General features: G+C 38.2%; 24 protein-coding genes. 19 read left to right on the top strand and 5 right to left on the bottom strand.

The annotated features are described in order from the left end of the window. Window positions 1-20: 20 nt before the first annotated feature. The 3 genes from V7077_RS16135 to V7077_RS16125 all read left to right on the top strand — a co-directional run bounded on the left by V7077_RS16135 (window position 21) and on the right by V7077_RS16125 (window position 3,443). A complete protein-coding gene (locus V7077_RS16135; protein ID WP_335503782.1) occupies window positions 21-1,322 on the top strand; it encodes an MFS transporter in 1,302 nt (433 codons plus the stop codon). A 142-nt stretch (window positions 1,323-1,464) separates the two neighbouring features. Beyond that, window positions 1,465-2,442: an AraC family transcriptional regulator gene (locus V7077_RS16130; RefSeq protein WP_335503780.1), complete on the top strand. Its 978-nt coding sequence runs from the start codon at window positions 1,465-1,467 to the stop codon at window positions 2,440-2,442. 80 nt (window positions 2,443-2,522) lie between these two features. After that, a complete protein-coding gene (locus tag V7077_RS16125; protein WP_335503779.1) occupies window positions 2,523-3,443 on the top strand; it encodes an aldo/keto reductase in 921 nt (306 codons plus the stop codon). A gap of 61 nt (window positions 3,444-3,504) precedes the next feature. Here V7077_RS16125 and V7077_RS16120 read toward each other — a convergent pair whose 3' ends face one another. Next, window positions 3,505-4,836, bottom strand: a complete 1,332-nt coding sequence (locus V7077_RS16120) for a hemolysin family protein (protein ID WP_335503777.1) — start codon at window positions 4,834-4,836, stop codon at window positions 3,505-3,507. Between the two features lie 438 nt (window positions 4,837-5,274). On the opposite strand from V7077_RS16120, the gene V7077_RS16115 reads away from it, so the two are divergent. Further along, on the top strand, window positions 5,275-6,915 hold the full coding sequence (locus V7077_RS16115) for a long-chain-fatty-acid--CoA ligase (protein WP_335503776.1): 1,641 nt from the start codon (window positions 5,275-5,277) through the stop codon (window positions 6,913-6,915). A gap of 46 nt (window positions 6,916-6,961) precedes the next feature. Here the strand turns inward: V7077_RS16115 and V7077_RS16110 are convergent, their stop codons facing one another. Beyond that, window positions 6,962-7,768, bottom strand: coding sequence for an alpha/beta fold hydrolase (locus V7077_RS16110; RefSeq protein WP_335503774.1), 807 nt, complete (start codon window positions 7,766-7,768; stop codon window positions 6,962-6,964). 526 nt (window positions 7,769-8,294) lie between these two features. Between V7077_RS16110 and V7077_RS16105 the strand changes: the two genes are divergently transcribed. From V7077_RS16105 to V7077_RS16080, 6 genes are read left to right on the top strand one after another with little or no spacing between them, the layout of a single operon-like run. Then, window positions 8,295-9,920, top strand: a complete 1,626-nt coding sequence (locus V7077_RS16105) for a long-chain-fatty-acid--CoA ligase (RefSeq protein WP_335503772.1) — start codon at window positions 8,295-8,297, stop codon at window positions 9,918-9,920. Window positions 9,921-9,944: 24 nt separating this feature from the next. Next, window positions 9,945-10,724 (top strand): SDR family oxidoreductase, encoded by a 780-nt coding sequence (locus V7077_RS16100; RefSeq protein ID WP_335503770.1) that lies wholly within the window; start codon window positions 9,945-9,947, stop codon window positions 10,722-10,724. A 33-nt stretch (window positions 10,725-10,757) separates the two neighbouring features. Continuing rightward, window positions 10,758-11,207 (top strand): hypothetical protein, encoded by a 450-nt coding sequence (locus V7077_RS16095; protein WP_335503769.1) that lies wholly within the window; start codon window positions 10,758-10,760, stop codon window positions 11,205-11,207. 14 nt (window positions 11,208-11,221) lie between these two features. Then, entirely contained in the window at window positions 11,222-11,818 is a 597-nt protein-coding gene (locus V7077_RS16090) for a hypothetical protein (RefSeq protein ID WP_335503767.1), read from the top strand. 33 nt (window positions 11,819-11,851) lie between these two features. Further along, entirely contained in the window at window positions 11,852-12,418 is a 567-nt protein-coding gene (locus tag V7077_RS16085) for a polyhydroxyalkanoate biosynthesis repressor PhaR (RefSeq protein ID WP_335503766.1), read from the top strand. 21 nt (window positions 12,419-12,439) lie between these two features. Next, window positions 12,440-13,507, top strand: a complete 1,068-nt coding sequence (locus V7077_RS16080; RefSeq protein WP_335503764.1) for an alpha/beta fold hydrolase — start codon at window positions 12,440-12,442, stop codon at window positions 13,505-13,507. Window positions 13,508-13,583: 76 nt separating this feature from the next. On the opposite strand, the gene V7077_RS16075 is transcribed toward V7077_RS16080, so the two are convergent. Next, the gene (locus V7077_RS16075) at window positions 13,584-14,363 is read right to left on the bottom strand and encodes an alpha/beta fold hydrolase (RefSeq protein ID WP_335503762.1); all 780 of its coding nucleotides are present in this window, start codon (window positions 14,361-14,363) and stop codon (window positions 13,584-13,586) included. A gap of 256 nt (window positions 14,364-14,619) precedes the next feature. Here V7077_RS16075 and V7077_RS16070 point away from each other — a divergent pair, with 256 nt between their 5' ends. Continuing rightward, on the top strand, window positions 14,620-15,756 hold the full coding sequence (locus V7077_RS16070; RefSeq protein WP_335503760.1) for a sensor histidine kinase: 1,137 nt from the start codon (window positions 14,620-14,622) through the stop codon (window positions 15,754-15,756). Then, window positions 15,753-16,352 (top strand): response regulator transcription factor, encoded by a 600-nt coding sequence (locus V7077_RS16065; RefSeq protein WP_335503758.1) that lies wholly within the window; start codon window positions 15,753-15,755, stop codon window positions 16,350-16,352. Before V7077_RS16070 ends, V7077_RS16065 begins: the two co-directional genes overlap by 4 nt. 44 nt (window positions 16,353-16,396) lie before the next feature. Here V7077_RS16065 and V7077_RS16060 read toward each other — a convergent pair whose 3' ends face one another. Then, entirely contained in the window at window positions 16,397-17,242 is an 846-nt protein-coding gene (locus V7077_RS16060; RefSeq protein ID WP_335503756.1) for an alpha/beta fold hydrolase, read from the bottom strand. A 250-nt stretch (window positions 17,243-17,492) separates the two neighbouring features. Here V7077_RS16060 and V7077_RS16055 point away from each other — a divergent pair, with 250 nt between their 5' ends. The 3 genes from V7077_RS16055 (at window position 17,493) to V7077_RS16045 (ending at window position 19,350) form a co-directional block, all read left to right on the top strand. After that, window positions 17,493-17,687, top strand: a complete 195-nt coding sequence (locus V7077_RS16055) for an IDEAL domain-containing protein (RefSeq protein ID WP_335503755.1) — start codon at window positions 17,493-17,495, stop codon at window positions 17,685-17,687. Between the two features lie 187 nt (window positions 17,688-17,874). After that, complete coding sequence (locus V7077_RS16050) at window positions 17,875-18,528, top strand: histidine phosphatase family protein (protein WP_335503753.1); 654 nt, start codon at window positions 17,875-17,877, stop codon at window positions 18,526-18,528. 45 nt (window positions 18,529-18,573) lie between these two features. After that, window positions 18,574-19,350: a nucleotidyltransferase domain-containing protein gene (locus V7077_RS16045; RefSeq protein ID WP_335503751.1), complete on the top strand. Its 777-nt coding sequence runs from the start codon at window positions 18,574-18,576 to the stop codon at window positions 19,348-19,350. Window positions 19,351-19,379: 29 nt separating this feature from the next. Here the strand turns inward: V7077_RS16045 and V7077_RS16040 are convergent, their stop codons facing one another. Further along, window positions 19,380-20,042, bottom strand: coding sequence for a YczE/YyaS/YitT family protein (locus V7077_RS16040; protein WP_335503749.1), 663 nt, complete (start codon window positions 20,040-20,042; stop codon window positions 19,380-19,382). Window positions 20,043-20,221: 179 nt separating this feature from the next. On the opposite strand from V7077_RS16040, the gene V7077_RS16035 reads away from it, so the two are divergent. The 4 genes from V7077_RS16035 to ppc all read left to right on the top strand — a co-directional run bounded on the left by V7077_RS16035 (window position 20,222) and on the right by ppc (window position 26,302). Then, a complete protein-coding gene (locus tag V7077_RS16035) occupies window positions 20,222-21,403 on the top strand; it encodes an LL-diaminopimelate aminotransferase (protein ID WP_335503746.1) in 1,182 nt (393 codons plus the stop codon). A gap of 162 nt (window positions 21,404-21,565) precedes the next feature. Continuing rightward, the gene (locus V7077_RS16030) at window positions 21,566-22,015 is read left to right on the top strand and encodes a CoxG family protein (protein WP_335503743.1); all 450 of its coding nucleotides are present in this window, start codon (window positions 21,566-21,568) and stop codon (window positions 22,013-22,015) included. A 169-nt stretch (window positions 22,016-22,184) separates the two neighbouring features. Then, complete coding sequence (locus V7077_RS16025) at window positions 22,185-23,372, top strand: cadherin-like beta sandwich domain-containing protein (RefSeq protein WP_335503741.1); 1,188 nt, start codon at window positions 22,185-22,187, stop codon at window positions 23,370-23,372. A gap of 170 nt (window positions 23,373-23,542) precedes the next feature. Continuing rightward, the gene (gene ppc, locus V7077_RS16020) at window positions 23,543-26,302 is read left to right on the top strand and encodes a phosphoenolpyruvate carboxylase (RefSeq protein ID WP_335503740.1); all 2,760 of its coding nucleotides are present in this window, start codon (window positions 23,543-23,545) and stop codon (window positions 26,300-26,302) included. The last annotated feature ends 37 nt before the right edge of the window (window positions 26,303-26,339 follow it).

Raw genomic sequence — 26,339 nt, 5'->3', positions numbered from 1 at the left:
AATTATTAGGGGGTATTATAATGGCTAAGATTGGTGCTAAAAAAACGACCGGTTGGAAAGCGACGATCTCTGTTGCAATGGCGAACTATATTGAAGCTGGATCTATCATTGCCGCTGCGAGTAGTTTAACCATGTGGCAAGCATATCTTCATTTAGATAATATAGCAGTAGGCCTATTAAGTGCACTGAGTGCCAATGCGTTTGGAGCGGCAGTAGGAGCTTTGTTTGGCGGTTATTTATGTGACAAATATGGAAGGAAATTTATATATACCTATGACTTGCTGGCTTATATGCTGGGTGTTTTATTAATTGCTGTCTCAGTTAACTTTCCAATGCTATTAGTCGGGACTATCATTACAGGAATTGCTGTAGGTGCCGGTGTACCTGCCTCATGGACCTACATTGCAGAAGAAGCACCGGCTGATAAAAGGGCTGCACATGTTGGAACGGCACAATTGGCATGGTCCACCGGCCCAGCAATTACATTTTTACTTGCCGTCTTACTTGCACCACTAGGTTTACTTGGAAGCAGAATTATTTTCATCCATTTATTAATTATTGCTTTTATTACATGGTACATCCGACAAGGATTATCAGAATCAGCGATCTGGAAAGAAGGCAAAGAACGAGAAGCGAGAGAAGGTAATGGCAATAATAAAGGTGTGCTCAAAACGTTATTAAGCCTAAGACCAAATCGTGAAGCTTTATTTTTATTAATTGGGATTTATTTATTCTGGAATTTAACCGCGGGTGCAATGGGTTATTTCATGCCATATATCTATCAAAATGTTGGCGGGTTAACAGGCACACAAGCGAATTTACTTCAAGTTCTGCTTTGGAGTTTAACCGTGGCTACCACTTATTTTGTATTCATGAAATTAGGAGATAAATTTAGCAGACGTTCCTTGTTTGGAATAGGAGCGGTAATGGGAATCGCAGCATGGTTAATTTTAACGTTTACAGGAATGAACTGGTTCTCACTTTTTGCTTTTGTTATTCTATGGGGCAGTGCTGCTGGCTTCGGTGCTCAAGCGTTCTACGGTTTGTGGGCTAGCGAATTATTTCCAACAAAATACCGTGCAGGTGCACAAGGAATTATGTACTTCTTAGTAAGACTCGGCATTGCGATTTGGTCATTTATTTTACCAACTGTGATGGATAAATTAGGATTTAAAACAGCAGGAATTGTTATGCTTATCTTCTTAGCAATCCATTGTGTAATTGGAATTCTTCTTGCTCCAAATACGAATGGTAAAACACTAAAACAAATTGAAGAAGAGCGGTTTGGCAAATCAAAAGAATTTAAAGGTAAAGCGGTTTAATAGAATAAAGAGAACATGACCTGGGTCCAGCTTTAGTTGGTCCAGGTTTTCTCTGTTTCATTGAATTTTTCAGATAGTTCACCAAAATATGTTATGATTTGGCTAATAAAAGAAAACTGCAATTTAGAAAAAGGTGATTACAATGAACCAGGACCTTTTAGACGAGCTTCTCCAAGAAACGGATGAAGAAAAACTCATTCTCGATCAACGCAAGAATGTAAGTAAAGAACTTTACACTAGTAAGACAAACTTTATAATAGAGAGTGAAAAATTTCTTAGTAAAGACAAAATGATTATGGTTCGAAAGCATACCCGGTTTGTGGATTTTCCTTTGCATAAGCACGATTATATTGAGATTAATTATGTTTATAATGGGGAACTGAAGCAAACGGCCGGAGGCAGACCCATTACCTTGAAAAAAGGGGAACTGTTATTACTAAATCAGCATATTGAACATGAAATTAAAGCATGTGCCAAAGAAGATATCGTTATAAACTTTATCATTCGTCCTGCTTTTTTTGATTTTATTTTTTCGTTCCTAAATTCAGGTAACATTGTGAGCGATTTCCTGATCGGCAGTCTTTATAACAACACGCAAAATGGACAATACCTGTATTTTAAAGTGGCTGATGTTGAGTCTATCCAGGGTATGATTGGGAAAATTATTTATGAAATCATGCATCCTTCCACTTTTTCGGAATCATCCATTAAGCTTTATATGGGGCTTTTGATGATTGAACTGATAAAGAATACTGATTTAGTGGAAAGAATAGAAGAAGAATCGATGAATCACTATTTAGTGGTCGAGTCCCTTCAATACATTGAAGAACATTACAAGACTGCCTCTTTATATGAGTTGGCTGGTAAACTAAACCAATCTCACTATGGGTTAAGTAAAACAATAAAAAAAGCAACCTCGCACACCTTCAAAGAATTTCTTCAGGAAAGACGGTTAGTAAAAGCAAAAGAATTATTAGAGACTACTGATATGTCCATTTCCTCCATTATAGAAGAGGTGGGCTATGATAATATCAGCTATTTTTACCGTATTTTTAAAGGAAGGTATGGCCAGACACCAAAAGAATTCAGAGAACAAGCGGTAAAAGAGAAAACAAACTAATTTAAATGAAAGTTTGAATCAATGGTACACGCTTTCATTGTGGGGTATAATGAAGGGAAAGTAGAAGGGAGGAGCTTTAGTTGAAATACATAAGCATTGCAAATACAGATATTCAAGCATCAAACATTATTATGGGGAATATGCGCTTGCCGCAACTTTCTATAGCTGAAGCAGAGAACTTAATACGTTCTGCTATGGAAGAGGGAATTAATTTCTTTGATCACGCTGATATCTATGGGAAGGGTAAATCAGAGGAGATTTTTTCTGAAGCCATTCAAATGAATTCTTCCATTCGCGAAAAGATGATTTTACAGAGTAAATGCGGAATTCGTAACGGCTACTTTGATTTTTCAAAAGAGCATATTATCGAATCAGTGGATGGAATCTTAAAGAGGTTAAACACGGAATATCTTGATATCCTTCTCCTTCATCGACCTGATCCATTAATGGAACCTGCTGAAGTAGCAGAAGCCTTTGAAGAACTCCAGACGAGCGGAAAGGTTAGATATTTTGGTGTTTCCAATCATAATCCTGCTCAGGTAGAACTATTGCAAAAATACACTTCACATAAGTTAGTAGTGAATCAACTGCAGTTGAGTATTGCCCACACACCAATAATTGACTCAGGGGTTACCCTTAACATGAAGGTGGACCAAGCGATTAACCGCGACATGAGTGTTTTGGAGTATTGCCGCTTAAACGACATGACCATCCAAGCCTGGTCGCCTTATCAGCATGGCTTCTTTAGCGGGTCTTTCTTAGGAGATTTAGAGCACTATCCGGAGCTGAACGAGGTGGTCGACAGTATCGCCGCAAAATATGGTGTGACCAATACAGCTATTGCGACAGCATGGATTACACGGCACCCGGCTAATATTCAGGTGGTTCTTGGAACAACTAAAGTTGAACGCCTCAAAGACGCATGTCAAGGCTCTGATATCCGATTAACAAGAGAAGAATGGTATCAGATATATAAAGCTGCTGGCAATATGATCCCATAAGGTAAAGTAGCAGAAAACGGGCTGAATCATTTCAGCCCGTTTTCTGTGGAATCATCTTTTTCTAAGAAACCGATTTTTGGTGGAGTGGGGATGCTATTTGAACTAGCTTTTTAATCTCAATGAATAAAATATGATGTTCTTCCATTTCCTTGATTTTAAATAAATAACCGTCATATTCTATGAAGTCATCCATTTTAGCATCAAATTTTTCTGACAAGAACCAGCCGCCAATTGTATCTAAATCTTTATTTGAGATGGAAGTGCCTAAAATATCGTTTACTGTTTCAATTAGCACTTTACCACTGACAATATAATGCTCATTGGCTAATTTTCGTACATCAGGAACCTCGTCCGTATCAAATTCATCTCGGATATCACCGACGATCTCTTCGATAATATCTTCTACTGTCACCAGCCCCGATGTACCTCCAAACTCATCAAAGAGGATCGCCATATGGGTCCTTTCCTTTTGCATTTTTATTAATAAGTGTTGAATAGGAATGGTTTCAATAACAGTGATGGCCGGTTTAATGAAATATGACAGAGATTTTTTCTCTGCCCAGTTAGTATCCAATTTAGTAGTTAAGATATCCTTGATATTAATAATCCCAATAATATTATCTTTATCTCCATTAATGACGGGGTAGCGTGTATATTTTTGTTCCTTGATTAACGAGAGAATGTCGTTAGGATGATCATCGACAGATATACTTACCATTTCTGTTCTTGGTACCATAATTTCTTTTGCAATCCGATTATTAAAATCAAATACGTTCGTAACATAGGTTAATTCTGATTCATTAATTTCTCCGCTTTGATAACTTTCTGAAAGAATAATTCGCAATTCTTCCTCTGTGTGTGCTAACTCATTTTCAGACGTAGGTTTTAAACCAAATAAGCCGACCAATAATCTAGACGAAGTATTTAAAATCCAAATGAACGGATAGAATATTTTATAAAACCAGATCAACGGATGAGCAAAGAGAAGCGTAATGGTTTCTGATTTTTGAATGGCAAAAGATTTCGGGGCTAATTCGCCCACGACTACATTAATAAAGGTGACAAGAATAAATGCTAGCACGATAGATAAGACATGTGTTAGGGCACTATTTATTTGCAGTAAGGTGAAGAGAGGCTGTAACAACTTAGAAATGGTTGGCTCTCCAAGCCATCCAAGTCCTAGTGCTGTGACGGTTATTCCGAGTTGACAAGCAGATAGATACTCATCTAAATGTGTTACGACTTTTTTAGCAGCTCTGGCACCTTTTTTTCCTTCATTTAAAAGTTGATCAATACGTGTGCCTCTAACTTTAACAATTGCAAACTCTACAGCCACAAAGAAGGCTGTGAGGGCAATAAAAATGGCGATGATGATCAGGTTAACTATTTCCAAATGTATGGCCTAAAGAGTAAGGCCTACACCTCCAGTCTTAATCTATTAATTTATTAAACATAAAAAGTGAACTATTGTTCAATTATGACATATTGTCATCTTATTTGTCAATAAAACATGAACCAAGGTTCATGTTTTGCTTTCTTGGTTTATTGAACATTTAGCCAATTCTATTAAGGGGGATAAACCAAATTCAAGTAAATTTCAAAATTGATTGTTAAACTTTTGTGAACTCTAGGGATTAGTTTGATGAAATTCGACTGCATTCTTTATTGGCAAGGTTATGAGGTTATAGGTTTCGAGCAATTCTAGTATTTTTCGGCATATGGTGCAAGTGTGATCGTGGATAGGGTGTCGAGATATGTGCATTTACAAATTTTTGATTCCTAATAATAATTTAAGTGAAATTAAACTATAATCTCTAAGGAGGATGCTTTTATGATTTATCAGCAGAAGCCCTGGTTGAAATTCTATGATCCACGAGTCGAGGAAAATGTTAGTGTTAAGCATGAATCTCTTTATGATTTCTTAGAAAGTGCTGTAAGTAGATTTGGAGAAAAACCAGCCTTTACCTTTTACGGGAAAGTCTTTAGTTATAATGAAACCAAATGGATTGTCGACAAATTGGCAAATGCACTACATAAAGAAGGCTTTAAAAAAGGAGACAGGGCGGCAATTATGCTTCCGAACTGTCCTCAGTACATTTTTTCTTTGTTTGCCATTTTCCGTTTAGGAGGAATTGCGGTTCAGGTCAATCCCATGTATGTTGAACGGGAGATCGCCTATGTCTTGGAGGATTCGGGAGCAAAATTTATGATCGCCCTGGATGGATTTTATCCAAAGGTTAAAAAGGTTCAAGTAGATACCTCGCTAAAAAGGGTAATTGTGGTTAGCTTCAATGAGGAAAGAATGGACCTTCCAGATGGAGATTGCTATTTTGAAAGAGTCTTGCAGGAAGAAATCAATATTCCAGATATAGAGATTGACCCGCATGAGGATATCGCTGTTCTTCAATATACAGGAGGCACAACCGGGGTTCCTAAAGGTGTTATGCTATCCCATTACAATTTGTTAGCCAATTTCAATCAAGTTTGTGATTTTATCTATAATACTTGTGAGGACCTGCCTGATTCATTCAAGATGATAACAGTTTTGCCGATGTTCCATGTTTATGGCCTCTCAAGCGTTGCTCTTTGCGGCATTCGCGAAGGTGCAAATCAAATTGTTTTGCCTCGTTTTGATGTGAAGGAAGTTATCGAAACGATTAAGAGGGAAAAACCATTTATTTTTGCCGGAGTACCTACCATGTATTTTGCATTAAACAATTATCAAGAGTTATTAAAGGAATCAGGTATTGATCAACTTTGGTATGTTGGCAGCGGTGGTGCCCCACTTCCAGTCGAACAGGCAAAGAAGTTTGAGAAAATTACAGGGATTGCTTTAAGGGATGGATATGGTCTGTCAGAAGCAGCGCCAACTGTTGCCTTTAACCCTCCATTTATCCAAAGAAAATATGGCAGTATTGGTATTCCCGTTCAAAGTACCGTGTTGAGAATAGTCCGTGAGACTGAAGAAGGGGAGTATGTAGACGTTCCTGTCGGGGAAACCGGGGAATTAATTGTAAAAGGCCCACAGGTTATGAAGGGGTATTGGAATCGTCCAAAAGATACGGAAGAAGTATTGAAGGATGGATGGTTATTTACAGGTGATCTTGCCAAAATGGACGAAGATGGCTATTTTTATATCCTGGATAGGAAAAAAGATATGATTATTGCAAGCGGTTACAATGTGTATCCACGGGAAGTGGAAGAGGTTCTTTATCAGCTTGAAGGGGTCGAAGAGGCCATTGTGATTGGAATACCAGATGCATACCGTGGAGAAACGGCAAAGGCCTTTATTAAAGTAAAAGAAGGGTTTCCGTTGACTATTGAAGAGATTATCAAGTTTGCAATGGATAATCTTTCCCCTTATAAGGTACCAAAGCAGTTCGAAATTCTTGACGATCTGCCAAAGTCATCAGTTGGAAAATTACTTAGAAGGGTGCTGCGAGATAAGGAAATGATGAAGGTTAAGGCATAAAAATAACCAGAGAAAAAGCCCGACTAGGTTCTAATCGGGCCTTTCTTTAGTTTAATTTTGTTAAAAAGTCTAGTATTCTTTCATTTACTAAATCATTCGCCTCGGTCACATAAATGTGTCCGGCACCATTGATTGTCAAAAGTTCAGCGTTTTGAATGTTCTCAGCTAAGGTTACTCCGTTTTCATATGGCACCAGCCGGTCCGCATTCCCGTGAATGACCAAAACTGGAACTTTGATTTGATTAATTTCCCTATAGGTATCATGGGCTAAACAGGCTTGAAGCTGCAGCAAGTAAGCATAGGGCATAACAGGAATTTCGACCCGCCTCTGAATATCTTCTGCCACCAAGTCGCGGTGACTTTCAATAAAATCTCCACTGTAAAGGATTGGTACTGTAGCCCAAGCTATTTCTTCAGGCGTCGCAGTAGCAGACCCTCTTGACAACATCATCATGGAAACTTCAACACCAGGCTGTACATGTTGTACCCCGCCGGAAGTTGTACATCCTAGGATTAAAGAACGGGTCCGTTCAGGATATTTTATTGCAAACCTTTGGGCAATCATCCCACCCATAGAAATGCCATAGATATGAGCAGAATCAATCCCAGCAGCATCTAAAACCGCACGTGTATCGTCTGCCATTAGTTCGATAGAGTAAGGTGTATTGGGCTTACCGCTCGACCCTGTTCCCCGATTATCAAAAATAATGACCTTGTACTGCTTACTTAAAGCCGGAAGTGTTCTAAACCAAGACTTTGAATTCAGTCCTAACCCCATGATTAATAGTAACGGCTCGCCTTCTCCGTGTATCTCATAATAAAGGTCGATCCCATTGGCATTGGTTATTGGCATTTCCCTATCACCCTTTCGTTTCCAAATAACGGTAAATAATATGTAGGAAAGTTCCATAGAAGACCTTAAACCGGCAGGTCTTCCTAATTTTTTAAGTCCGGGCAGTTTAACTCACAATCCTTTGTTTTTGTAAAAATCTTATAGAAGAATATTAATTTTTAAATTTTTAATTCATCATTTGACAATAAGGATTTAGAACAATGAACGTTGAGTGTTGTCGAAAACCTAACTTAAAAATAAAATATTTCGACAAATTTCATCATGTTATTAAGGCAGGCAAAACCTTCGCATTTAAAAATTTCTTATATCTAAAGGTTTGTTCATCTGCAATATTAATGGGGGACTGGAAGAATTAGAGAAATGAAGAAAAATGTCGACAAGGAAAGGTTTACAAAATGGCATTTTCCTACAATAATCGTAGTTATATCAATATTCTATTAATAAGTTGATTTACTTCTAAGACTGACGGCGTTATTAAAAGGAATAATTGCTAGGTTACTATAATTTCTTAGGAGGTATCTATTTTATGGTTTATCAACAAAAGCCGTGGTTAAAAATCTATGATTCAAGGATTGATGAGCATGTGTTAATTGAACACCCATCCCTCTATGATTTTTTACAAGGATCAGTTATCCAATATCATGATAAACCAGCCTTCACCTTTTATGGAAAGGTTTGGAGTTTTACAGACACCAAGGTGGTTACAGACCAATTTGCTGCAGGCCTTTATAAGGAAGGCTTTCAAAAAGGTGATCGCGTAGCCATTATGCTTCCAAATTCCCCACACTATATTTTTAGCTTATTTGGGATTTTTCGACTGGGCGGAATAGCAGTTCAGGTAAATCCTATGTACGTAGAAAGAGAAATCGAACATGTTTTAACTGATTCAGGTGCACAGTATATCGTTGTTCTAGATGCTCTATACAATAAAGTTAAAAAAGTCCAACCAAAAACAAGTTTGAAAAAAATGATTGTGGTCAGCCTTGGCGGCGAGAGAACAGCTCTTGCAGAGGGAGACCAATACTTCGACGAATTCCTTCATGAACATATAAACATCCCGGAAGTACATATTGATCGTGAAAATGATGTTGCATTGCTCCAATATACTGGCGGAACAACTGGCCCTTCGAAGGGAGTCATGCTTACCCATCTTAATCTACTAGCAAACTTTAACCAGGTTTGTGATTTTGCTTATAAAACCTGTAAGAAACCAGATGATTTTAAAATGATAACGGTTCTTCCCATGTTTCATGTTTATGGTCTGTCCAGTACGGCCCTTTGCGGGATACGAGAAGGGGCCAACCAGATTATATTGCCACGGTTTGATCCTAAAGAAGTAATGGAAACAGTAAAACGTGAAAAACCTTTCCAAATGTCTGGAGTTCCAACCATGTATTTTGCTTTAAACAGCCAGCCGGGGTTGGAAGAATGCGGATTTGATCAGTTGTATTACGTAAGCTGCGGAGGGGCGCCGCTGCCTGTAGAAGCAGCTAAATTATTTGAGAAGAGAACCGGGGTCAAATTGCTGGATGGGTACGGTCTTTCAGAATCGGCACCAACGGCTATCTTCAGTCCACCGTTTGTTCCTAGAAAATACGGCAGTGTTGGAATTCCTGTCCAAAGTACAATTGCTAAGATCGTTATTCAACAGGATGGAGAATATTTCGATGCACCTGTAGGAGTTGAGGGGGAACTAGTCATCAAAGGCCCTCAGGTAATGAAGGGTTATTGGAACCGTCCACAGGATACTGCGGAGACAATAAAGGATGGCTGGCTGTATACAGGTGACATCGCCAGGATGGATGAGGATGGCTACTTTTATATTGTAGATCGTAAAAAGGATATGATTATTGCAAGCGGATACAATGTATATCCTAGTGAAATTGAAGACGTTCTTTATCAGCATGAAGCCATTGAAGAGGCCCTCGTAATTGGAGTTCCAGACACCTACCGTGGTGAAACAGTAAAAGCTTATGTAAAACTAAAAGGAGGATTTTCTGCTACGGAAGAGGAAATTAAACAATTTGGAAGGGAAAATCTCGCGCCCTATAAAGCACCAAAAGAAGTGGAAATCCGTCCGGACCTGCCGAAATCTTCAGTGGGAAAACTCCTTAGAAGGGTTTTGCGGGAACAAGAACTATTAAAAGTATAAGAATACTAGAGAGAAGGGGTCCGGATGAATATTAAAGAGCTTTTTAGTTTAAAAGGAAAAACAGCAATTGTAACCGGCGGCGGCAGAGGACTGGGCCAGCAAATTGCCACGGCATACGCAGAAGCAGGAGCAAATATCGTTATTTGTTCTAGAAATTTAGATGCCTGCAAACAATTTACAGAAGCACTAAAGGAAAAGGGAGTTCATGCCTTAGCCTTCAAATGTGATGTCTCTGACCCTGAAGATATCCAGCATGTCGTCGACGGGACTCTAAAGGAATTTGGACGAATTGATATTTTAGTTAATAACAGTGGGACGAGCTGGGGGGCACCGGCATTAGAAATGCCTGCAGATAAATGGGATAAGGTGATGGATATTAACCTTAAGGGTGTTTTATTATTTTCTCAAGCTGTAGGAAAAATCATGGTCAAGCAAAAGTCGGGGAAAATTATAAATATTGCATCCATTGCTGGTGTAGGCGGGCAAGACCCATTGGTGATGGATGCGATTGGCTACTCTGCAAGTAAGGGTGCGGTTATTACCTTGACTAAGGACCTAGCAGTGAAACTTGCGCCCTATAATGTCCATGTAAATGCCATTGCCCCTGGTTTCTTCCCGACTAAAATGGCAAAGGCTATCCTTGATTATTCTGGACAGAAAATACTTGAGCGGACACCGGCAGGACGTTTTGGTTCAGATGACGACATGAAGGGTCCGGCATTGTTTTTAGCCTCAGATGCTTCTAATTATGTATATGGTCATATTTTAGTCGTGGATGGGGGAACCACTGCAGCTGTCCAATAATTTATCCAATAGGCAGGAATTAAGAGGTCAAACATGAATTCTAAACAGCAAGATACCATTCAATTTTATAAACAAATCGAAGCAGAGATAAATAAAAGAATTCATGCTAGTACCAATTCCCGAGCCTTTACAGCAGCAGTTGGCAAGGCAATGGATTCACATCTTCGAGAAGTAAGGATCTATAAGCGATTAACTACCAGATGGCTAAATCGTATGAATCTAGCAACGAAGGATGAATTTGCTGCCCTTGCAAATAGAAAGATAGAGGTAGCGGAGAAAATCGATTCTTTAGATGAATCCATCTACCAGATTATTAACCTGCAAAAGGCAAATCAACAAAAGCTGAAAATGGTTCGAGAATCACTTGAAGACTGGTCCACATATTTAAATAATGAGGTATGCCATAAACGCAGCCATCCTATTAAAACATTGGAAAATGAACTAAAGGAATTAAAGAAACTATTTGAAATGGATATTTATTAAGGAGGAAATTAATTATGAGTGAAAATAATCAAAAAGTACTAGAAAATCAAGGGACAGAGGAATTAGAAAAAGAGCTTTCGAGTCTTGACTTATTATGGAAGCTTGGTTTTGATGAATTAGACGCATGGGCTGAAAGATTTAATAAACAAGATGAGCGTTTCTTAGAGGCGGTAAGGAACTACGTTGAGAAGGCAAAGCAAAATCAGGAAAATGTCATAACTGTTGCCGCCCAATTTGGTTTGGAGTTAAAGGAATGGGAACAGTCAACTCGAGAAGAACTCTTGATGACAACTACATCGCTGCAAAATTTCTTCCCTGTTAAATCCTATGAGGAAATCAATCGTGTAGTGGAAGATATTCAGAACAAATCGGCTCAACTATTAATTACACCTGTTCAAAAATTAACAACAGGCCAGATTCAGGCACTTGATAAGCTTTTAGAAACAGTAGAACAGTACATTTCGATGAGGAAAAAGGGGCGCGAAAAGTATCTCGAGAGTGTAAAGAAAACAACGAATGTCCTCTATGAAAATCAAAAATTATTTGTTGACGTCTTTACGAAACAGGTTAAATCAGCCTTTTTACCTTTTCAAAAATATTTGAAAAAGTAAAAGAATAGACAAAATGATATGAGGTGAAGGTAGATGTCTGACAAAAAAAATTACGATCCATATGAATCCCTTCATAAATTTAGTTTAATGTGGGAAAAACAGATTAATGATTTTATCTTTCTATTAACCAATAATAAAGATTTTGTAAAAATGTCGCACAGAGGGACAGACCTGCATTCACGATATCTTGAAACATTTAAAAAGAATCAAGAAGCATTGGCAAGTGTCCTTAATTTACCAACAAAGAATGATGTTACCAACGTGGCTAACCTAACCCTTCAAGCAGAAGAAAAAATGGAGGCCTTAGAGGAGCAAATATGGGATTTACAGGATTCTGTAAAGTCACAAAATAAAGAGATTGAAAGTGTTGTTGAAGTATCTAAAGAAATCATTAAACTTACCAAGCAATTAAAGACGGAATTAGTTAAGACGAAAAAGGAACTGGCAGATACAAGGGGCCTGCATGCTGAACTGCAGGAATTGAAGTTTGAATTATTAAAACTGAATGATTTTAAACAGGAATTTGAGACGATTAAAGAGTTGATTAAAGAAGAAAAGTCTACCGAACCTGTGTTAACAGCTACAGCTTCCGGAAACTAACAGAAGGGGGAGAAAACTACATTGGCAGCAGATTCACCTTTAACAGAATTCATGCCCGATTTGGATTATGACAAGGAAAAGCAGCGCTGGGCTAACGTGTTTAAGATTCTAAGTGAACCCGAGCCCCAAATTGGCCATACTCCTAGGAATGAAGTGTGGAGGAAAAATAAATCGGTATTATGGCATTACCCAGCGCAACAAAAAAAATATGAAATTCCCTTATTTTTCGTTTATTCCTTGTTTAATAAACCATACATTTTAGATATCGCCCCTAAGGCTAGTGTTATTGAGGGGCTTACGAACATGGGCTACGAAGTGTATTTATTAGATTGGGGTTCACCTGGCTATGAAGACAAGCAGATGGGGCTAGACACCTACATTGAGAAATATCTACGTACAGCGGTTAAGCGGGCGATTCGTCATTCAGGCGCTAAAGAAATTACGATTATCGGCTATTGCTTAGGCGGGACCATTGCTTCCATTTATGCTTCGATTGCAGAAGAGCCAATCAAGAATCTCATTGTTGCGACTGTTCCAATTGATTTTCAGCCATTTATGGGGCCTGATAAATGGGCAGAAGGGCTTAGAGAAGGAGATATTAACTTCGAACGCTTTATTGATACTTATGGAATTATACCTCCTAAATTAGTCGAAGGTATGTTCCGGGCAATCGGTGCACCGATTTATTTTACAAATTATACCACGCTGCTGCATCGTGCACATGATTCCAAATATGTTGATAAATGGCGCAGGATGAATAAATGGACACTTGATCAAGTTCCATTTGCGGGGGAAGCATATCGTCAATTGGCAACTGACCTCTTTAAAGAGAATAAGCTCATTAAAGGAGGAATGATGGTTGGCAATAAACAAGTAGACTTAAAAAATATTAAAGCCAACTTATTTGTCGTTTCTGGTTCGCGTGATAATTTAATTCTGGAAGAGCAAAGTAAACCGATCATGGATTTAGCCTCTAGTAAGGATAAAACTTATATCACGGTAGAAGCTGGCCATGTTAGTTTGGCCTTATCGGGTTTGTTTGCAAAAATTGTCCATCAATGGGCTTCAAGCCGTTCAAATCCGCTTTAAAATTAGTCATAATTTCGGGTACAAGTAAATATATAAAAGGTATAGGCAAGGGGAGGAGGATGTAATTCCCCCTCCTTCAACTTGCTGTTTTGTGCTTGTTTAAAAAGCTTCTAAGTGTCCTATTAAAGCTTTCTTTCGCTTCGAGTTTGGCAATGTGCCCGGTATTTCTGAAAATCACAAATTCAGAATGAGGAATTTGTTTATGCATCAGCAGCTGTACCCAGACAGGAATGACGGAATCATATTGTCCGCCAATGATTAAGGTAGGAACCTTAATTTTAGGAAGTAAAGTTAAATTATTCACTTCTAGGCATGCCTCCATCGATTTAAAATAATATTCTCTATTCGGACGGTAAAATTGCTGGAATTTCTCAAAATTATCCTTGTTCCAGGAATAGAGGCAAATTTTTGCGGCCGTTTCTCTTAGTACGTCCGGTGATTTATTTGCTGCATGTGCTTTCCGATATTTTAAAAAGAGCTTTCCAAGTGTTTCAGGCGCATAGTGAAAAGTACTGACCAGCATTAAGGAACGGCACATTTCAGGGGCTTGACGGTAGATTTCTTGGGCTACCATTCCACCCATTGACAAACCACATATGTGTGCGCTTTCAATCCCGAGACCTTTTAATAGGCTAATGACATCCTCGGCAAAGTGTTTTATTGAAATTTCTCCAGGCTTTTGATACTCACCATGACCACGTAAATCGGGTATGATTAAATCATACTGATCGGCAAATTCAAACTGGTTTGACCAGCCCTCTTTTACTTCTCCAAGGCCATGAATAAAGACTAATGGTTCACCCTCACCAAATCGCAAATAAGGAATTTCGGAGCCGCCAAAAAAAAATTCTCCCAATTTTGTTTCCTCCTAGTGTTTTTATAAACATATGTTGCCAAGATTTGTAAGGTGTAAACATTTATAAAATTCTGACTAGTTAATTATATAGGCTAAGGAGTTTATTTATTACCAATATATGTAATTTACATATATAAAGAAAGTTCAGTAATGAAGGAGTAATTTGTTTTAAGATGGGAGGATATCAGCTAAAATGAATTATTAAGAAGATAAAAATCAGTGAGACAGGAAGTATGAAGCTAATGAGGAACTACGAATGATTAAAAAGTATTTAACGTTTGAAAAGAACAATGGTATTGCACCCTATATATGGACCATACTTGGTATCCTTCCCTTTTACTTTATATTCCAGTCTACTTCGACGATCTGGATTGTTCTAGGTATTTTACTGACCTTAGTATTCTTTATTCTCTACCGGATTGCGTTTATTTCTAAGGGCTGGCCTGTTTATTTATGGACTCTGATATTAATTGGCATATCGATAACAGCGACGAGTCTCTATAGCTATGTTTATTTTGCGTTCTTTCTTGCCTATTTTATTGGAAATATTAAGGACCGGATTGCTTTTTTAACTTTATATTTTATTCATCTTATAAGTACGTCAGCATCAATCAACTATAATATTGTCATGCAAGAAAAATTGTTTCTTCAACAGCTGCCGTTTGTCATCATAATTTGGATCAGTGTGATTCTTCTCCCTTTTAGTATTCATAATCGGAAAGAGCGCGGACAGCTAGAGGAAAAGCTCGAGGACGCTAATAAGCGAATTTCAGAGCTTGTGAAATTGGAGGAACGAAACCGGATTGCCCGTGACCTTCACGATACACTAGGGCAAAAGCTTTCTTTGATTGGCTTAAAGACAGACTTAGCCCGGAAGTTAATTTTGAAGGACCCTGAGCAGGCACGAGATGAATTAAAGGATGTGCAGCAGACAGCCCGGACTGCCTTAAGCGAGGTAAGAAAGATGGTTTCTTCTATGCGCGGGATTCGGTTGAAAGATGAAATATTCAGGGTTAAACAAATGACAAAAGCTGCCCAAATTAATTTTGAATGTAAGGGAGAATTTGCCCTCCACCATGTTTCGCTGCTAACTGAAAATATTTTAAGTATGTGTTTAAAAGAGGCGGTAAACAATGTGGTGAAACATAGTGGGGCAAAGACTTGTTCTATTTCTATCGCACAATTGTGGAAAGAAACAGTCCTGACGATTCACGATGATGGTGTTTTTAAGGGTGATACAGATGAGCTTGCTGAGGGGCATGGCTTAATTGGGATGAAGGAACGTTTAGAATTTATTAATGGCAGTTTAGAGGTCTTGACAGAGGACGGCACTACTTTAATCGTAACCGTCCCTAATGATGTAAAGCCAACGGATAAGGAGAATGGCAGATGATTAAAATTGTTATTGCTGAAGACCAACAAATGCTGCTAGGAGCATTTGGTTCCCTGCTTAATTTAGAGGATGATATGGAAGTGGTCGGAAAAGCTTCAAATGGTGAAGAGGCGGTTTCTCTTGTAAAGAAATATAAGCCTGATGTTTGTATCATGGACATTGAAATGCCTGGAAAAAGCGGGCTTGAAGCTGCAGAGGAAGTTAAGGGTCTCGGGTGTAAAGTCATCATTCTAACGACATTTGCCCGGACGGGATATTTCCAGAGGGCTTTAAAGGCAGGGGTATGCGGTTATTTGTTAAAGGATAGCCCGAGTGAGGAGTTAGCAAGTTCCATCCGAAATGTGATGGCGGGCAGGCGCATTTATGCTCCCGAATTAATGGATGATGTATATGGGGAAGAAAATCCATTAACGGACAGAGAAAAAGAAGTGCTTGAGCTTGTGGCGGATGGGAAAAACACCAAAGAAATTGCGGAGACCCTTAGTATCAAAACAGGTACCGTTCGTAACTACATTTCGATTATCTTAGATAAACTGGAAGTTAAAAACAGGATTGAAGCTATTACTCATTCAAAAGAAAAGGGCTGGTTTAAATGAGGTGTATTCCCAGGAATACACCTTTTTTGCGGGCTTTTAGGCTCTTACTCAATGGCTGTTTGATATCTGTCTAAAAAGTTTTTGATATACTCGAATACTTCAAAGGGACGTTCTTCTGGTACAGCATGTCCGGTTTCTTTTAATACAATTAGTTCGGAATTAGCTAAATCTTTATGCAGCTGCTCTCCTACCTTAAGGGGCATGGATTTATCATGATCACCCCAAATTAATAAACATGGTGTTTTGATTTGCTGAAGCACTTCAACTGGAAGATCGCCTTCCCGATCCCTTATCATTCTAGTCAGAGCCCTAAATATTTCATCTTGTAAAAAAGGCTGAAGATAGCCGTTGATCATTTCCTCATTAATGATGGAATGATTATATAATGCATCCTGTAGATTCTTCCTGACTCCGGTCCGCGCAAAATAGTATTTAACAAAGCGATGAAAATAAGGTAAATAGCTAGTTAAGATTAAAGGTAATTTAAATCGCTTTAAATAGGCTGAGCTGCAAAGGAGAATCGCTTTATCCGCAATATCCGGCATCATATGAAGGATATTGAGGACAATTTGGCCCCCCATTGAATGGCCAATAAAGGTCATTTTTTTTAGACCTAAGGATTCTGTTAATTGAATGACTGTTTGTGCAAGATTTTTATAGGAATACACATATTGATGGCACTTTTCGCTTTTACCAAATGGGGGGAGATCGATAGATAAAACTTGAAAATCTTTTTTCAACAATGAAATTAAATGGCGAAAGGTAAAGGTGGAAGAAAGAAATCCATGTAATAAAACAAACGTTTTATTCGCTGTTTGATGGGGATAAAATTCATAATAAACTTTAATATTATTCACCGTCTGATAACCGGTAAAGGATGCCTGCTCCATACATTCTTCCTCCTAATCCACATAAAATAGTTGCCATTAATTTTCCCCACACCCAGAAAAAAATGCTACTTGTTACAATAAGAAATATAAGGAAAACATCTTGGGAAACAGTGTCCACACCCTATATACAAATGTCTTTTAATGGTGCCTGACACCCCAAAATAAAATTTTTTTAGAAAATTGAAATAAAGTGTTTGAATTTTTAGAAAACTCCTTGTATAATGAAAAAAAGCTCAAGGAGTTGATTTCCATGGAAAAGAAATTATTAAATTCACCACAACATTCGGATGAGAATCAAGATGCTGTTATTGCTGAGATGTTCCTAAAAAATGCCCTGCTTGAATTTAAAAGGGAGAATATCCGTAAGGAAATCGACCAAACATTACAAAATGGGGATAAGGAATTATTCCTTAAGTTAACAGAAGAGCTAAAGATGATTTCATAATTCATTACTTACGTAATCTAATATCACAAAGGGCAGCCCTATCCTTAGTAGGATAAGGGCTTCTTTCTGGTTTCTGATTAATATGGTATCGTATAAATGGTTAGTTGTTTATGTGAATTAACTACTGAAAGAACTTTTTCCATTGGGGTAATTATCAAAACCTATAAAAATAGAACTGGGGGATACCATGGATACTAATTTCAATTTGTATTTAATAAGACATGGTGAAACATATTTAAACCGATATAAAAAAATGCAAGGCTGGGCTGACAGTCCACTAACTGAAGAAGGGAAAGCTGTTGCTGCAGAAACGGGTAAAAGATTAGCCGCTGTTCCTTTCGACCGCGTATATACAAGCGATTCAGGAAGAACTGTTGAAACTGCTGAATTAATCCTTCAACAAAATAATCACCCGGACAATTTGGTGATAAATAGAAGAAAAGCCTTTCGAGAGAGTTTTTTTGGAAGCTTTGAAGGAGAATATTCTGAGGTTGTTTTTCGAAAAATAGCTAAAGAAAATAACTGTGCAAACACGAAAGAATTGTTTCAAAACCACAATCTAGAAGACGTAATGAATTTTTTTAAAAAATCAGATCCATTTCATCATGCTGAAAATTACAAGGAACTGTGGGGACGGATTGAAGTAGGATTAAATGAAATTGTCTCTAGCAGTCAAAGTGGTAATGAAAACATTTTACTCGTAACACATGGCGTTATCATAAGAAATATCATTAGTAAATTTTCTAATGAATTTGATAAGGGAATGGAAATTAAAAATTCAAGTGTTTCCGTATTAAAGTATACAAGTAACATGTTTGAAGTTGTTTCCTTTAATCAATAGTAGATTTGACAAAATCCAAAGAGAATGATTTATGGAGAAAGTACCGTGAAAGAAAGGATCATTGAGGAATTAAAAAGAATTGAGCAGGAATCTGAAGTGAAGATATGCTACGCCGTTGAGGCAGGAAGCCGGGCATGGGGCACTTCTTCACAGCATAGTGATTACGATATCCGGTTCATTTATGTACATAAAAAAGATTGGTATTTATCAATTGATCAAAAACGTGATGTCATTGAGCAGCCGATAAATGACCAACTTGATTTAAATGGATGGGATTTGCGGAAAGCCCTCCAATTATTTAAAAAGTCAAACCCTTCCTTGTTGGAATGGCTTCATTCTCATATCATTTACTATCAAGCTTTTTCACTACTTGAAAAAATGAAGGAACTAGAAAATGAAATATTCCAACCAAAGGCGTCCCTATTTCATTATTTAAAGATGGCAAAAGGGAATTATCGAGATGATTCTCAAACTGAAACGATAAACAGTAAGCGCTATCTAAATATAATTCGCCCCATCTTAGCCGGGATGTGGATAGAAAGATATAACAACTTCCCACCAAATGAGCTTCCACAATTAACAGAGCAATTGATTAGCGAGAAGGAAGTAAAGCGGGAGATTCATAAACTGATAAAAAGCAAAATAAATCAGGATGGCCCCTATATTAAACTTGATTTCCCTGTTATTCATAACTTCATTGAAAAAGAAATAAAACATCTTGAAGATTATGCTGGTAATTTGATGGTGCCAAAAAGGGACTATACCAATGATTTAAATGTGTTGTTTAGAGAAATGCTGGAGGAAGTATGGTCGCCATCCTAGTCGATTTTTAGAAGCCCGCCAAATGAATGTCACAACTTAAGTCCATCATTTGATGGATTTTTTTTGTAGGAAATTACATTTTTTGTGCTTACCCTTTCCTTGACGCCTTTAAATATTTTAAGGGAACGCTGGAAAATAGGGCTTTGAATAAAGGTATAAATAAAAGTAGCCATAAAAACAGGGCCTCCTAGAAAAAGACCGATCACTAATACAACACTTTCAACGATGACCCGGGCCTTGCTGACAGATAACCCGGTTTTGTCTGAAATCGACAGCATAAAGCCATCACGCGGACCTGCACCAATTCCCGCAGCTACATACATTCCTCCACCTATCCCAGTTATAATCATACCAGACAGAAGAATAAGATAATCAATCCATGTGTTGGTTGCCTTTGGCAGGATATCCAGCCAAAGGAAGAAGTCCATAATGGGTCCAATACACAAGGCATTTAAGATGGTCCCGATACTAATATAACTTCTTGCAATAAATAAGGAGATGAGGATTAGAACCAAACCACATATGACACCCCAGGTACCAATTGTTAAACCAAAATGCTGATAAAGGGCGACATTTAAAACTTCCCACGGATGTAATCCAATATATTTTACCTTTACGGCAATAGCGTTGCCTAAGCCAAAAAAGGTTAATCCTAGAAAGAAAAGACAGTATTGAAATATTTTCAATCCCACAAACCTCCAGTAAATAACAATTCAGAATATTAAAAACCCACTTTAAAAATCTTAAGGTATCTATCGAATATAATCAATGGTTAATTTGTTTTAATGATTAATTTAAAGTGATTACTATATTTAGAAATATGTTAAAATAATTAAAATTATAAAAAGTAAACAATTAGAGGGGAATGTCTATGAATCTCATCGGTTCTGAAAAACTTCAAAAAATGTCGGCTAGTATCTTTCAGGAAGTAGCTGATCGGAAAATGGCAGCAATGAAAAAGGGCAAAGAAGTCGTTGATCTTAGTGTCGGGAGCCCGGACTTTCCTCCACCGGCTTTTGTCGTCGATGCATTAGTTGAATCTGTTAAAGATACCAGTAAATATGGCTATACATTGAAGGGAATAGCGGAATTCAATGAGGCGGTATGTTTCTTTTATAAGCAGCGTTATGGAGTTGATTTAGACCATGCTACAGAAGTGCTGCAGTTGATGGGGTCACAAGATGGTTTAGCCCATTTGGCCACTGCGATTATTAACCCTGGGGAGTATGTTTTAGTACCTGATCCCGGTTATCCAATTTACGAGGCGAGTGTCAATTTGGCGGGAGGAATCATCTACCCAATGCCATTGCTGGCGGAGAATCGATATTTACCAAACTTTAATGATATCCCTCTAGAGGTATTACAGAAAACGAAAATGATGATTATAAGTTATCCGGGAAATCCGGTTACTGCATTGGCGGATAGGGAATTTTTTGAAGGAGTTATTTCGTTTGCAAGGGCTCATAATATTTTAGTAGTTCATGATTTTGCCTATTCAGAATTGATTTTTGATAATCATCCACAGATTAGTTTTATGGCCGTTCCTGGAGCTAAAGAAGTAGGAATCGAATTTAACTCGCTTTCGAAAACATTTAATATGGCCGGCTGCCGGATAGGGTATGTGGTAGGGAATGAGGAAGCAATTAATCTATTAGCAACCTTTAAATCAAATATTGATTACGGAGTTTTTTATCCCATCCAACAAGCTGCTGTGAAAGCTTTAACTTCTAATTTCTCCTATTTACATGAGCAGATAAAGGAATATGAGCTTCGTAGAGATGCACTGGTTGCCGGACTTAAGAAAAGCGGCTGGCAGGTCGCAAAGTCTCCAGCAACGATGTTCGTATGGGCAAAGATTCCAGAGGGATGGACATCCCGTCAATTTGCCTTTGAATTAATTGATCAAGCTGGTGTAGCTGTGATCCCTGGTGATGCTTTCGGTTCACTAGGAGAAGGCTATGTCCGCATTGCCCTTGTTCAGCCACCCGAGATGCTTTCTAAAGCTGCTGAACGGATTGAACAATTTTTAGCGGATCGTTTAATTGGAAAGTAAGGAAAGTTATAGGAACAAGCAATTTACAAGCTTTTTTCCTTGTTGGTTTATTTATAAAAAACTAATATTTCTTCTATAAACATCAAAGTAAACATATATTTTAAAAAAAGACCTTCAGCCCTTGAAGGTCTTTTACTTTGATAATGAAAGAGGGATAAACCCATGCCAAGTGAAATTCAACATGTAGAATTAGATATCCCGATTGAGGTCATATGGGACTTTATTCGAGATGAAAACAATTGGGCACCACTTGTCCCGGGTTATATTCAACACCAAAAGGTGAGTGACCGGCAAATTAGCTGGGTGTTTAAAAGCGACCTTGGGATTGTCAAAAAAAAGGTCACGTTGCTAATTGATATTAAGGAGTGGAATGAACCAAGTAGGGTGAGCTTTGAATTAAGGCGAAAGAATGAAAAGTATCTGGGAGAAGGATACTTTGAAGCAAAAGCCCTCAACAGAAAGAAAACCCTACTGACAGGTTTTCTTGATATTAATGCAACAGGACCAATGGGTACACTGGCAAATACCCTTTTTAATAAAGCTGTTAATTTATCTGACGAAGAGGTAGCAGCCGCCATTTCTTCCAAACTAGAAGAATTTAGCAATAAGTAGATACTAAGCCTCGGTCCCTCTATGGGATTGTGGCTTTTTTTTATAAAAAGTTGGTTTTATTTACCGCTGAAAGGGTAATTATCGAAGGGATTGTAAAATTAAGATATTCTTAAGCATCCAATGGTAAAGTTAGTCCAAAATCACTTAGTTAAAAGTGGGAGGATTAACAATGCTTACAAAAATACCAAAAAAAGGCCGTAACGCGGTCTTGATTGTTTCATTACTTGGTCTGGGAACTGGATATAATCTGCCAACAAATGTCTATGCTGAAGGGGTAACTCAAGTAACCCAAACTACGAACACACTCTCCAATTTAGAAATCCAAGGAGTCAAGCTTGACAAAGAATTTTCAGCAGATACTAATCAATATTCAGCTGAGGTAGATAACGAAACAGACTCGATTCATCTACTTGTTGAAGGCAGCAATGACAATTCAATCATTAGTATAAATGGCAAAGCCATTACAACCGGTACATTTGGGCAATACTCACTGCAAACAGGGCAAAATATCTTCCTTGTCACTGTTAAGGATCCTAGCAGCAATCTAACAAATACTTATACGTTAATCGTTACTAGAATGCAAAATAGCCAGAATCAGCTTAAAGATATTAAACTATCAACAGGGAAGCTTTCACCTGCTTTTTTACCTGCAGTAACGGATTATTCTGTACAACTCCCGAATGCTGCCTCAACGATTACGGTCCTGCCCACTGCAGCAGTAAATACAGCGGAAATTGAAGTGAATGGGGAAGAAGTGACACAAAAAGGCGTAGCAGTAAATGTTCCAGTGGGCAAATCGGATATTCGTATTGTCGTAACAGCTGAGAATGGAGCGAAGCTAAGATATACGATTCATGTGGAACGCCAGGATACATCCACAGGAAATGGCACCGTTCCAGCTCAAAATGGAAGTAATGGATTAGGACAAAATGGAAGCAGCAGTTCAACGAACAATGGCAGCGGACTCGCAACTCAGACCAGCAGCTCCTTTCCAACACCAATTACCAGAACAAATTCGAATTTTTCCCAGCTTGCCTCTAATCAGCAAAGTGAAACAGGAACCGCTCAAAAAACAACCAAGGCTACCCTTTCAAAACTAACTGTATCCGAAGGAACCTGGGACAGTTCATTTACTTCAAACGAGTATACTTATCATGTGGCTGTTGCTAGCGATACCAAGACCGTTACGATAAATCCAACGGCAAGCTATAGCAGTTCCGAAATTACCATCGAACGAGGCACTAGTAAAACCATCCAGTTGGACGACGACAATAAAACTGTTATATCAGTAGTGGTAACCTATGATAATACCGATAGGAAAACCTATGTATTAGTTTTTGATAGAGCAGACAATTAATGGGAAACCTATTTTATGAATGAGAATAAACCTGAAAAAACACTAGTCAGGTTTATTTTTTTAGGAAAAATAGAAAAGCGAGAAAAAAAATTTAACATGATTCGAAAAGATATGTTATATTTATATATAAAAAATTTAGTGAATCTTTTGAATAAGGGGAAGGTGATAGTATGACAACAGAATTGAAAGTAAATGACAGCAGTCTTCCATTGCGTCGTGATGTGAAATTACTGGGGAAAATGCTTGGTGATATACTTGTCGATTATGGCGGGCCCGAGCTGTTTGATAAAGTTGAAAAAATTAGACTCATGTGCAAAACACTTCGAGAACATTTCGACGAAGGAATTTATGAGGAATTAAAGGCGGAAATATCCAGCCTAAACTCACCAATGCGTAAACAGGTTATCCGGGCATTTTCAATGTATTTCCATTTGATTAATGCAGCGGAGCAAAACCACCGGATTCGCAGACGGAGACAGTATCAGTTGGAAGATGATAAAATCGTCCAGCCCGCCTCGATTGAGAGTGCCATTCTTAAGTTTAAAGAACACGATAGTAGTGAAGAGATTATTCAAAAAGCGCTCAACACCTTATCACTCGAACTTATTATTACAGCACACCCAACAGAAGCAACAAAACGCTCCATTCTTGAAATACAGCAGCGAATTGCTGCCATTTTAAAGAATCTCGATCATCCACTTTTAACCGATCGTGAGCAAAAAAAGCTAGAAGATAGTCTATTCAATGAAGTAGCGATTCTTTGGCAAACAGATGAATTGCGTGATCATAAGCCGACTGTGTTAGATGAAGTGCGTAACGGACTTTATTATTTTGATCAAACCCTTTTTGAAGTTCTTCCTGAAATACATCAAGAGGTAGCGGACTGCCTTGAAAAATATTATCCAAGCACCACTTGGAGTGTTCCAAACTTCCTTCGTTTTGGCTCATGGATTGGCGGGGATCGTGATGGTAATCCTAACGTAACAAGTGATGTCACGTGGGAAACATTGCAAAAACAGCGCAGACTTGTGTTAAGGAAATATAAAAATGTTTTAATCGACATCATGAAACGATACAGCCACTCGACCACAAGGGTAAATGTTAGTGAAGAACTTCTATTATTCCTAAAGGAAAAAGAAGATTTTTATTTAACAGATGATAAAAAGTGGCCAAACAAAACAGAGGCTTATCGACGTGTCTTAGCCGTTATTATTGAACGAGTAAGACAAGTGGGTAAATCAGAAATTGGATACAAAACCTCCGACGAATTATTAATGGATTTAAAGATGATTAACCGTAGTTTGAAAAAACATCATCCTACTGACCATGAATTAAAGACGATCCAAAAGCTAATCAGACAAGTGCAATTATTTGGTTTCCACTTGGCTACACTTGATATCCGAAACCACAGCGGAGAACATGAGGCGGCCATTACAGAAATACTTCGGAAAGTCCAAATGACAGATAACTATGCGGCTCTTTCTGAGCAGGAAAAATTACAGTTGTTACAAAATATCTTAAAGGATCCCCGTCCACTACTATTGTTAAATGAGGACTACTCAGCTGAAACTCAAGAAATGATAAAAGTATTTCAAATGATTAAATCGGCTCATGAGGAGTTCGGCAAGCGCGCCATCACGGTTTATCTTGTCAGCATGACGAGATCAGCAAGTGACTTATTAGAGGTACTTTTATTAGCAAAAGAAGCAGGTCTATACCGTCTGCATGCGGATGGAACGCTAGAAAGCCACCTAAACGTTGCACCGCTTCTTGAAACAATTGATGACTTGACTGCGGGTCCAAAAATTATGGAAACTCTTTTTGAAATGCCAATCTACCGGAACCATCTTACGATTTTAGGGGATCAACAAGAAATAATGCTTGGCTACTCTGATGGCAGTAAGGATGGGGGAACATTAACGGCCAACTGGAAGCTATATAAAGCCCAAATCGAAATCCATGAAATGGCAAGCAGGTACAAAATCGGTCTTAAGTTTTTCCATGGCCGCGGCGGGTCATTAGGACGAGGCGGCGGTCCATTAAATAAGAGCATTCTGTCCCAGCCAGCCGAAACAATTGGGGATGGTGTAAAAATTACTGAACAAGGTGAAGTATTGTCTTCAAGATACCTGCTTGAGGATATTGCATATCGCAGTTTGGAACAGGCAACATCCACTCTTCTTCTTTCAGCAGCTCACGTTTCCCAAAAAGAGCAGGGAACGTTACGCGAGAATGTTTGGGAAGAAGCGATTGAGGAGATTTCTGGTTTTGCGTTATCGAAATACCAATCACTAGTATTTGAAGACCCTGATTTCCTTACTTACTTTAATGAAGCCACTCCATTAAAAGAAATTGGTGACTTAAATATTGGTTCAAGACCAATGAGTCGCAAGAATCGTGGAAGATTTGAGGACCTAAGGGCGATACCGTGGGTGTTTGCCTGGACGCAGAGCCGCCAGCTGATCCCGGCTTGGTATGCTGCTGGAACAGGTTTAGACAGCTTCGCATCAAGAAGTGCGGCAAATCTGCAGCTTCTGCAGCAGATGTATGCGAAGTGGCCATTCTTCCAATCCACAATAGATAATTTAAATATGGCATTAATGAAGGCAGACATCACAACTGCTAAGGAATATTTAACGCTTGTTGAAGATAAGACCATAGCTGATAGAATATTTACGAATATTCTTGAGGAATATGAAAAAACAAAAACGATTCTCCTTAAAATAACGGGTGACAGCGAATTGCTTGACCATACGCCAAACATTAAGGAATCTGTATATCGACGGAATCCTTATGTGGATCCTTTAAACTTTTTACAAGTTGAATTGATTAAAGAATTACGGAAACATGATGAGTCGGATGAAGAAATATTAACCGAAGTCCTGCTTACTATCAGTGGAATATCCGCTGGACTCCGTAATACAGGCTGATCAAATTGATGAGGTCCTAAACTCTTTTGAAACAGAG

Source organism: Neobacillus vireti (assembly GCF_036962465.1).
Taxonomy (GTDB): domain Bacteria; phylum Bacillota; class Bacilli; order Bacillales; family Cytobacillaceae; genus Neobacillus; species Neobacillus vireti_B.
The sequence above is the reverse complement of the archived record's forward strand: the minus strand, read 5'-3'. Positions and strand labels throughout refer to the sequence as shown.

Bases quoted from the DNA above. Each gene is read 5' to 3' on its own strand.
- V7077_RS16050 (WP_335503753.1), top strand. From the start codon at position 17,875: ATGGATACTAATTTCAATTTGTATTTAATAAGACATGGTGAAACATAT.
- V7077_RS16090 (WP_335503767.1), top strand. From the start codon at position 11,222: ATGAGTGAAAATAATCAAAAAGTACTAGAAAATCAAGGGACAGAGGAA.
- V7077_RS16030 (WP_335503743.1), top strand. From the start codon at position 21,566: ATGCCAAGTGAAATTCAACATGTAGAATTAGATATCCCGATTGAGGTC.
- V7077_RS16105 (WP_335503772.1), top strand. From the start codon at position 8,295: ATGGTTTATCAACAAAAGCCGTGGTTAAAAATCTATGATTCAAGGATT.
- V7077_RS16070 (WP_335503760.1), top strand. From the start codon at position 14,620: ATGATTAAAAAGTATTTAACGTTTGAAAAGAACAATGGTATTGCACCC.
- V7077_RS16085 (WP_335503766.1), top strand. From the start codon at position 11,852: ATGTCTGACAAAAAAAATTACGATCCATATGAATCCCTTCATAAATTT.
- V7077_RS16065 (WP_335503758.1), top strand. From the start codon at position 15,753: ATGATTAAAATTGTTATTGCTGAAGACCAACAAATGCTGCTAGGAGCA.
- V7077_RS16135 (WP_335503782.1), top strand. From the start codon at position 21: ATGGCTAAGATTGGTGCTAAAAAAACGACCGGTTGGAAAGCGACGATC.
- V7077_RS16035 (WP_335503746.1), top strand. From the start codon at position 20,222: ATGAATCTCATCGGTTCTGAAAAACTTCAAAAAATGTCGGCTAGTATC.
- V7077_RS16055 (WP_335503755.1), top strand. From the start codon at position 17,493: ATGGAAAAGAAATTATTAAATTCACCACAACATTCGGATGAGAATCAA.
- V7077_RS16025 (WP_335503741.1), top strand. From the start codon at position 22,185: ATGCTTACAAAAATACCAAAAAAAGGCCGTAACGCGGTCTTGATTGTT.
- V7077_RS16100 (WP_335503770.1), top strand. From the start codon at position 9,945: ATGAATATTAAAGAGCTTTTTAGTTTAAAAGGAAAAACAGCAATTGTA.
- V7077_RS16115 (WP_335503776.1), top strand. From the start codon at position 5,275: ATGATTTATCAGCAGAAGCCCTGGTTGAAATTCTATGATCCACGAGTC.
- ppc (WP_335503740.1), top strand. From the start codon at position 23,543: ATGACAACAGAATTGAAAGTAAATGACAGCAGTCTTCCATTGCGTCGT.
- V7077_RS16130 (WP_335503780.1), top strand. From the start codon at position 1,465: ATGAACCAGGACCTTTTAGACGAGCTTCTCCAAGAAACGGATGAAGAA.
- V7077_RS16110 (WP_335503774.1), bottom strand. From the start codon at position 7,768: ATGCCAATAACCAATGCCAATGGGATCGACCTTTATTATGAGATACAC.
- V7077_RS16060 (WP_335503756.1), bottom strand. From the start codon at position 17,242: ATGGAGCAGGCATCCTTTACCGGTTATCAGACGGTGAATAATATTAAA.
- V7077_RS16095 (WP_335503769.1), top strand. From the start codon at position 10,758: ATGAATTCTAAACAGCAAGATACCATTCAATTTTATAAACAAATCGAA.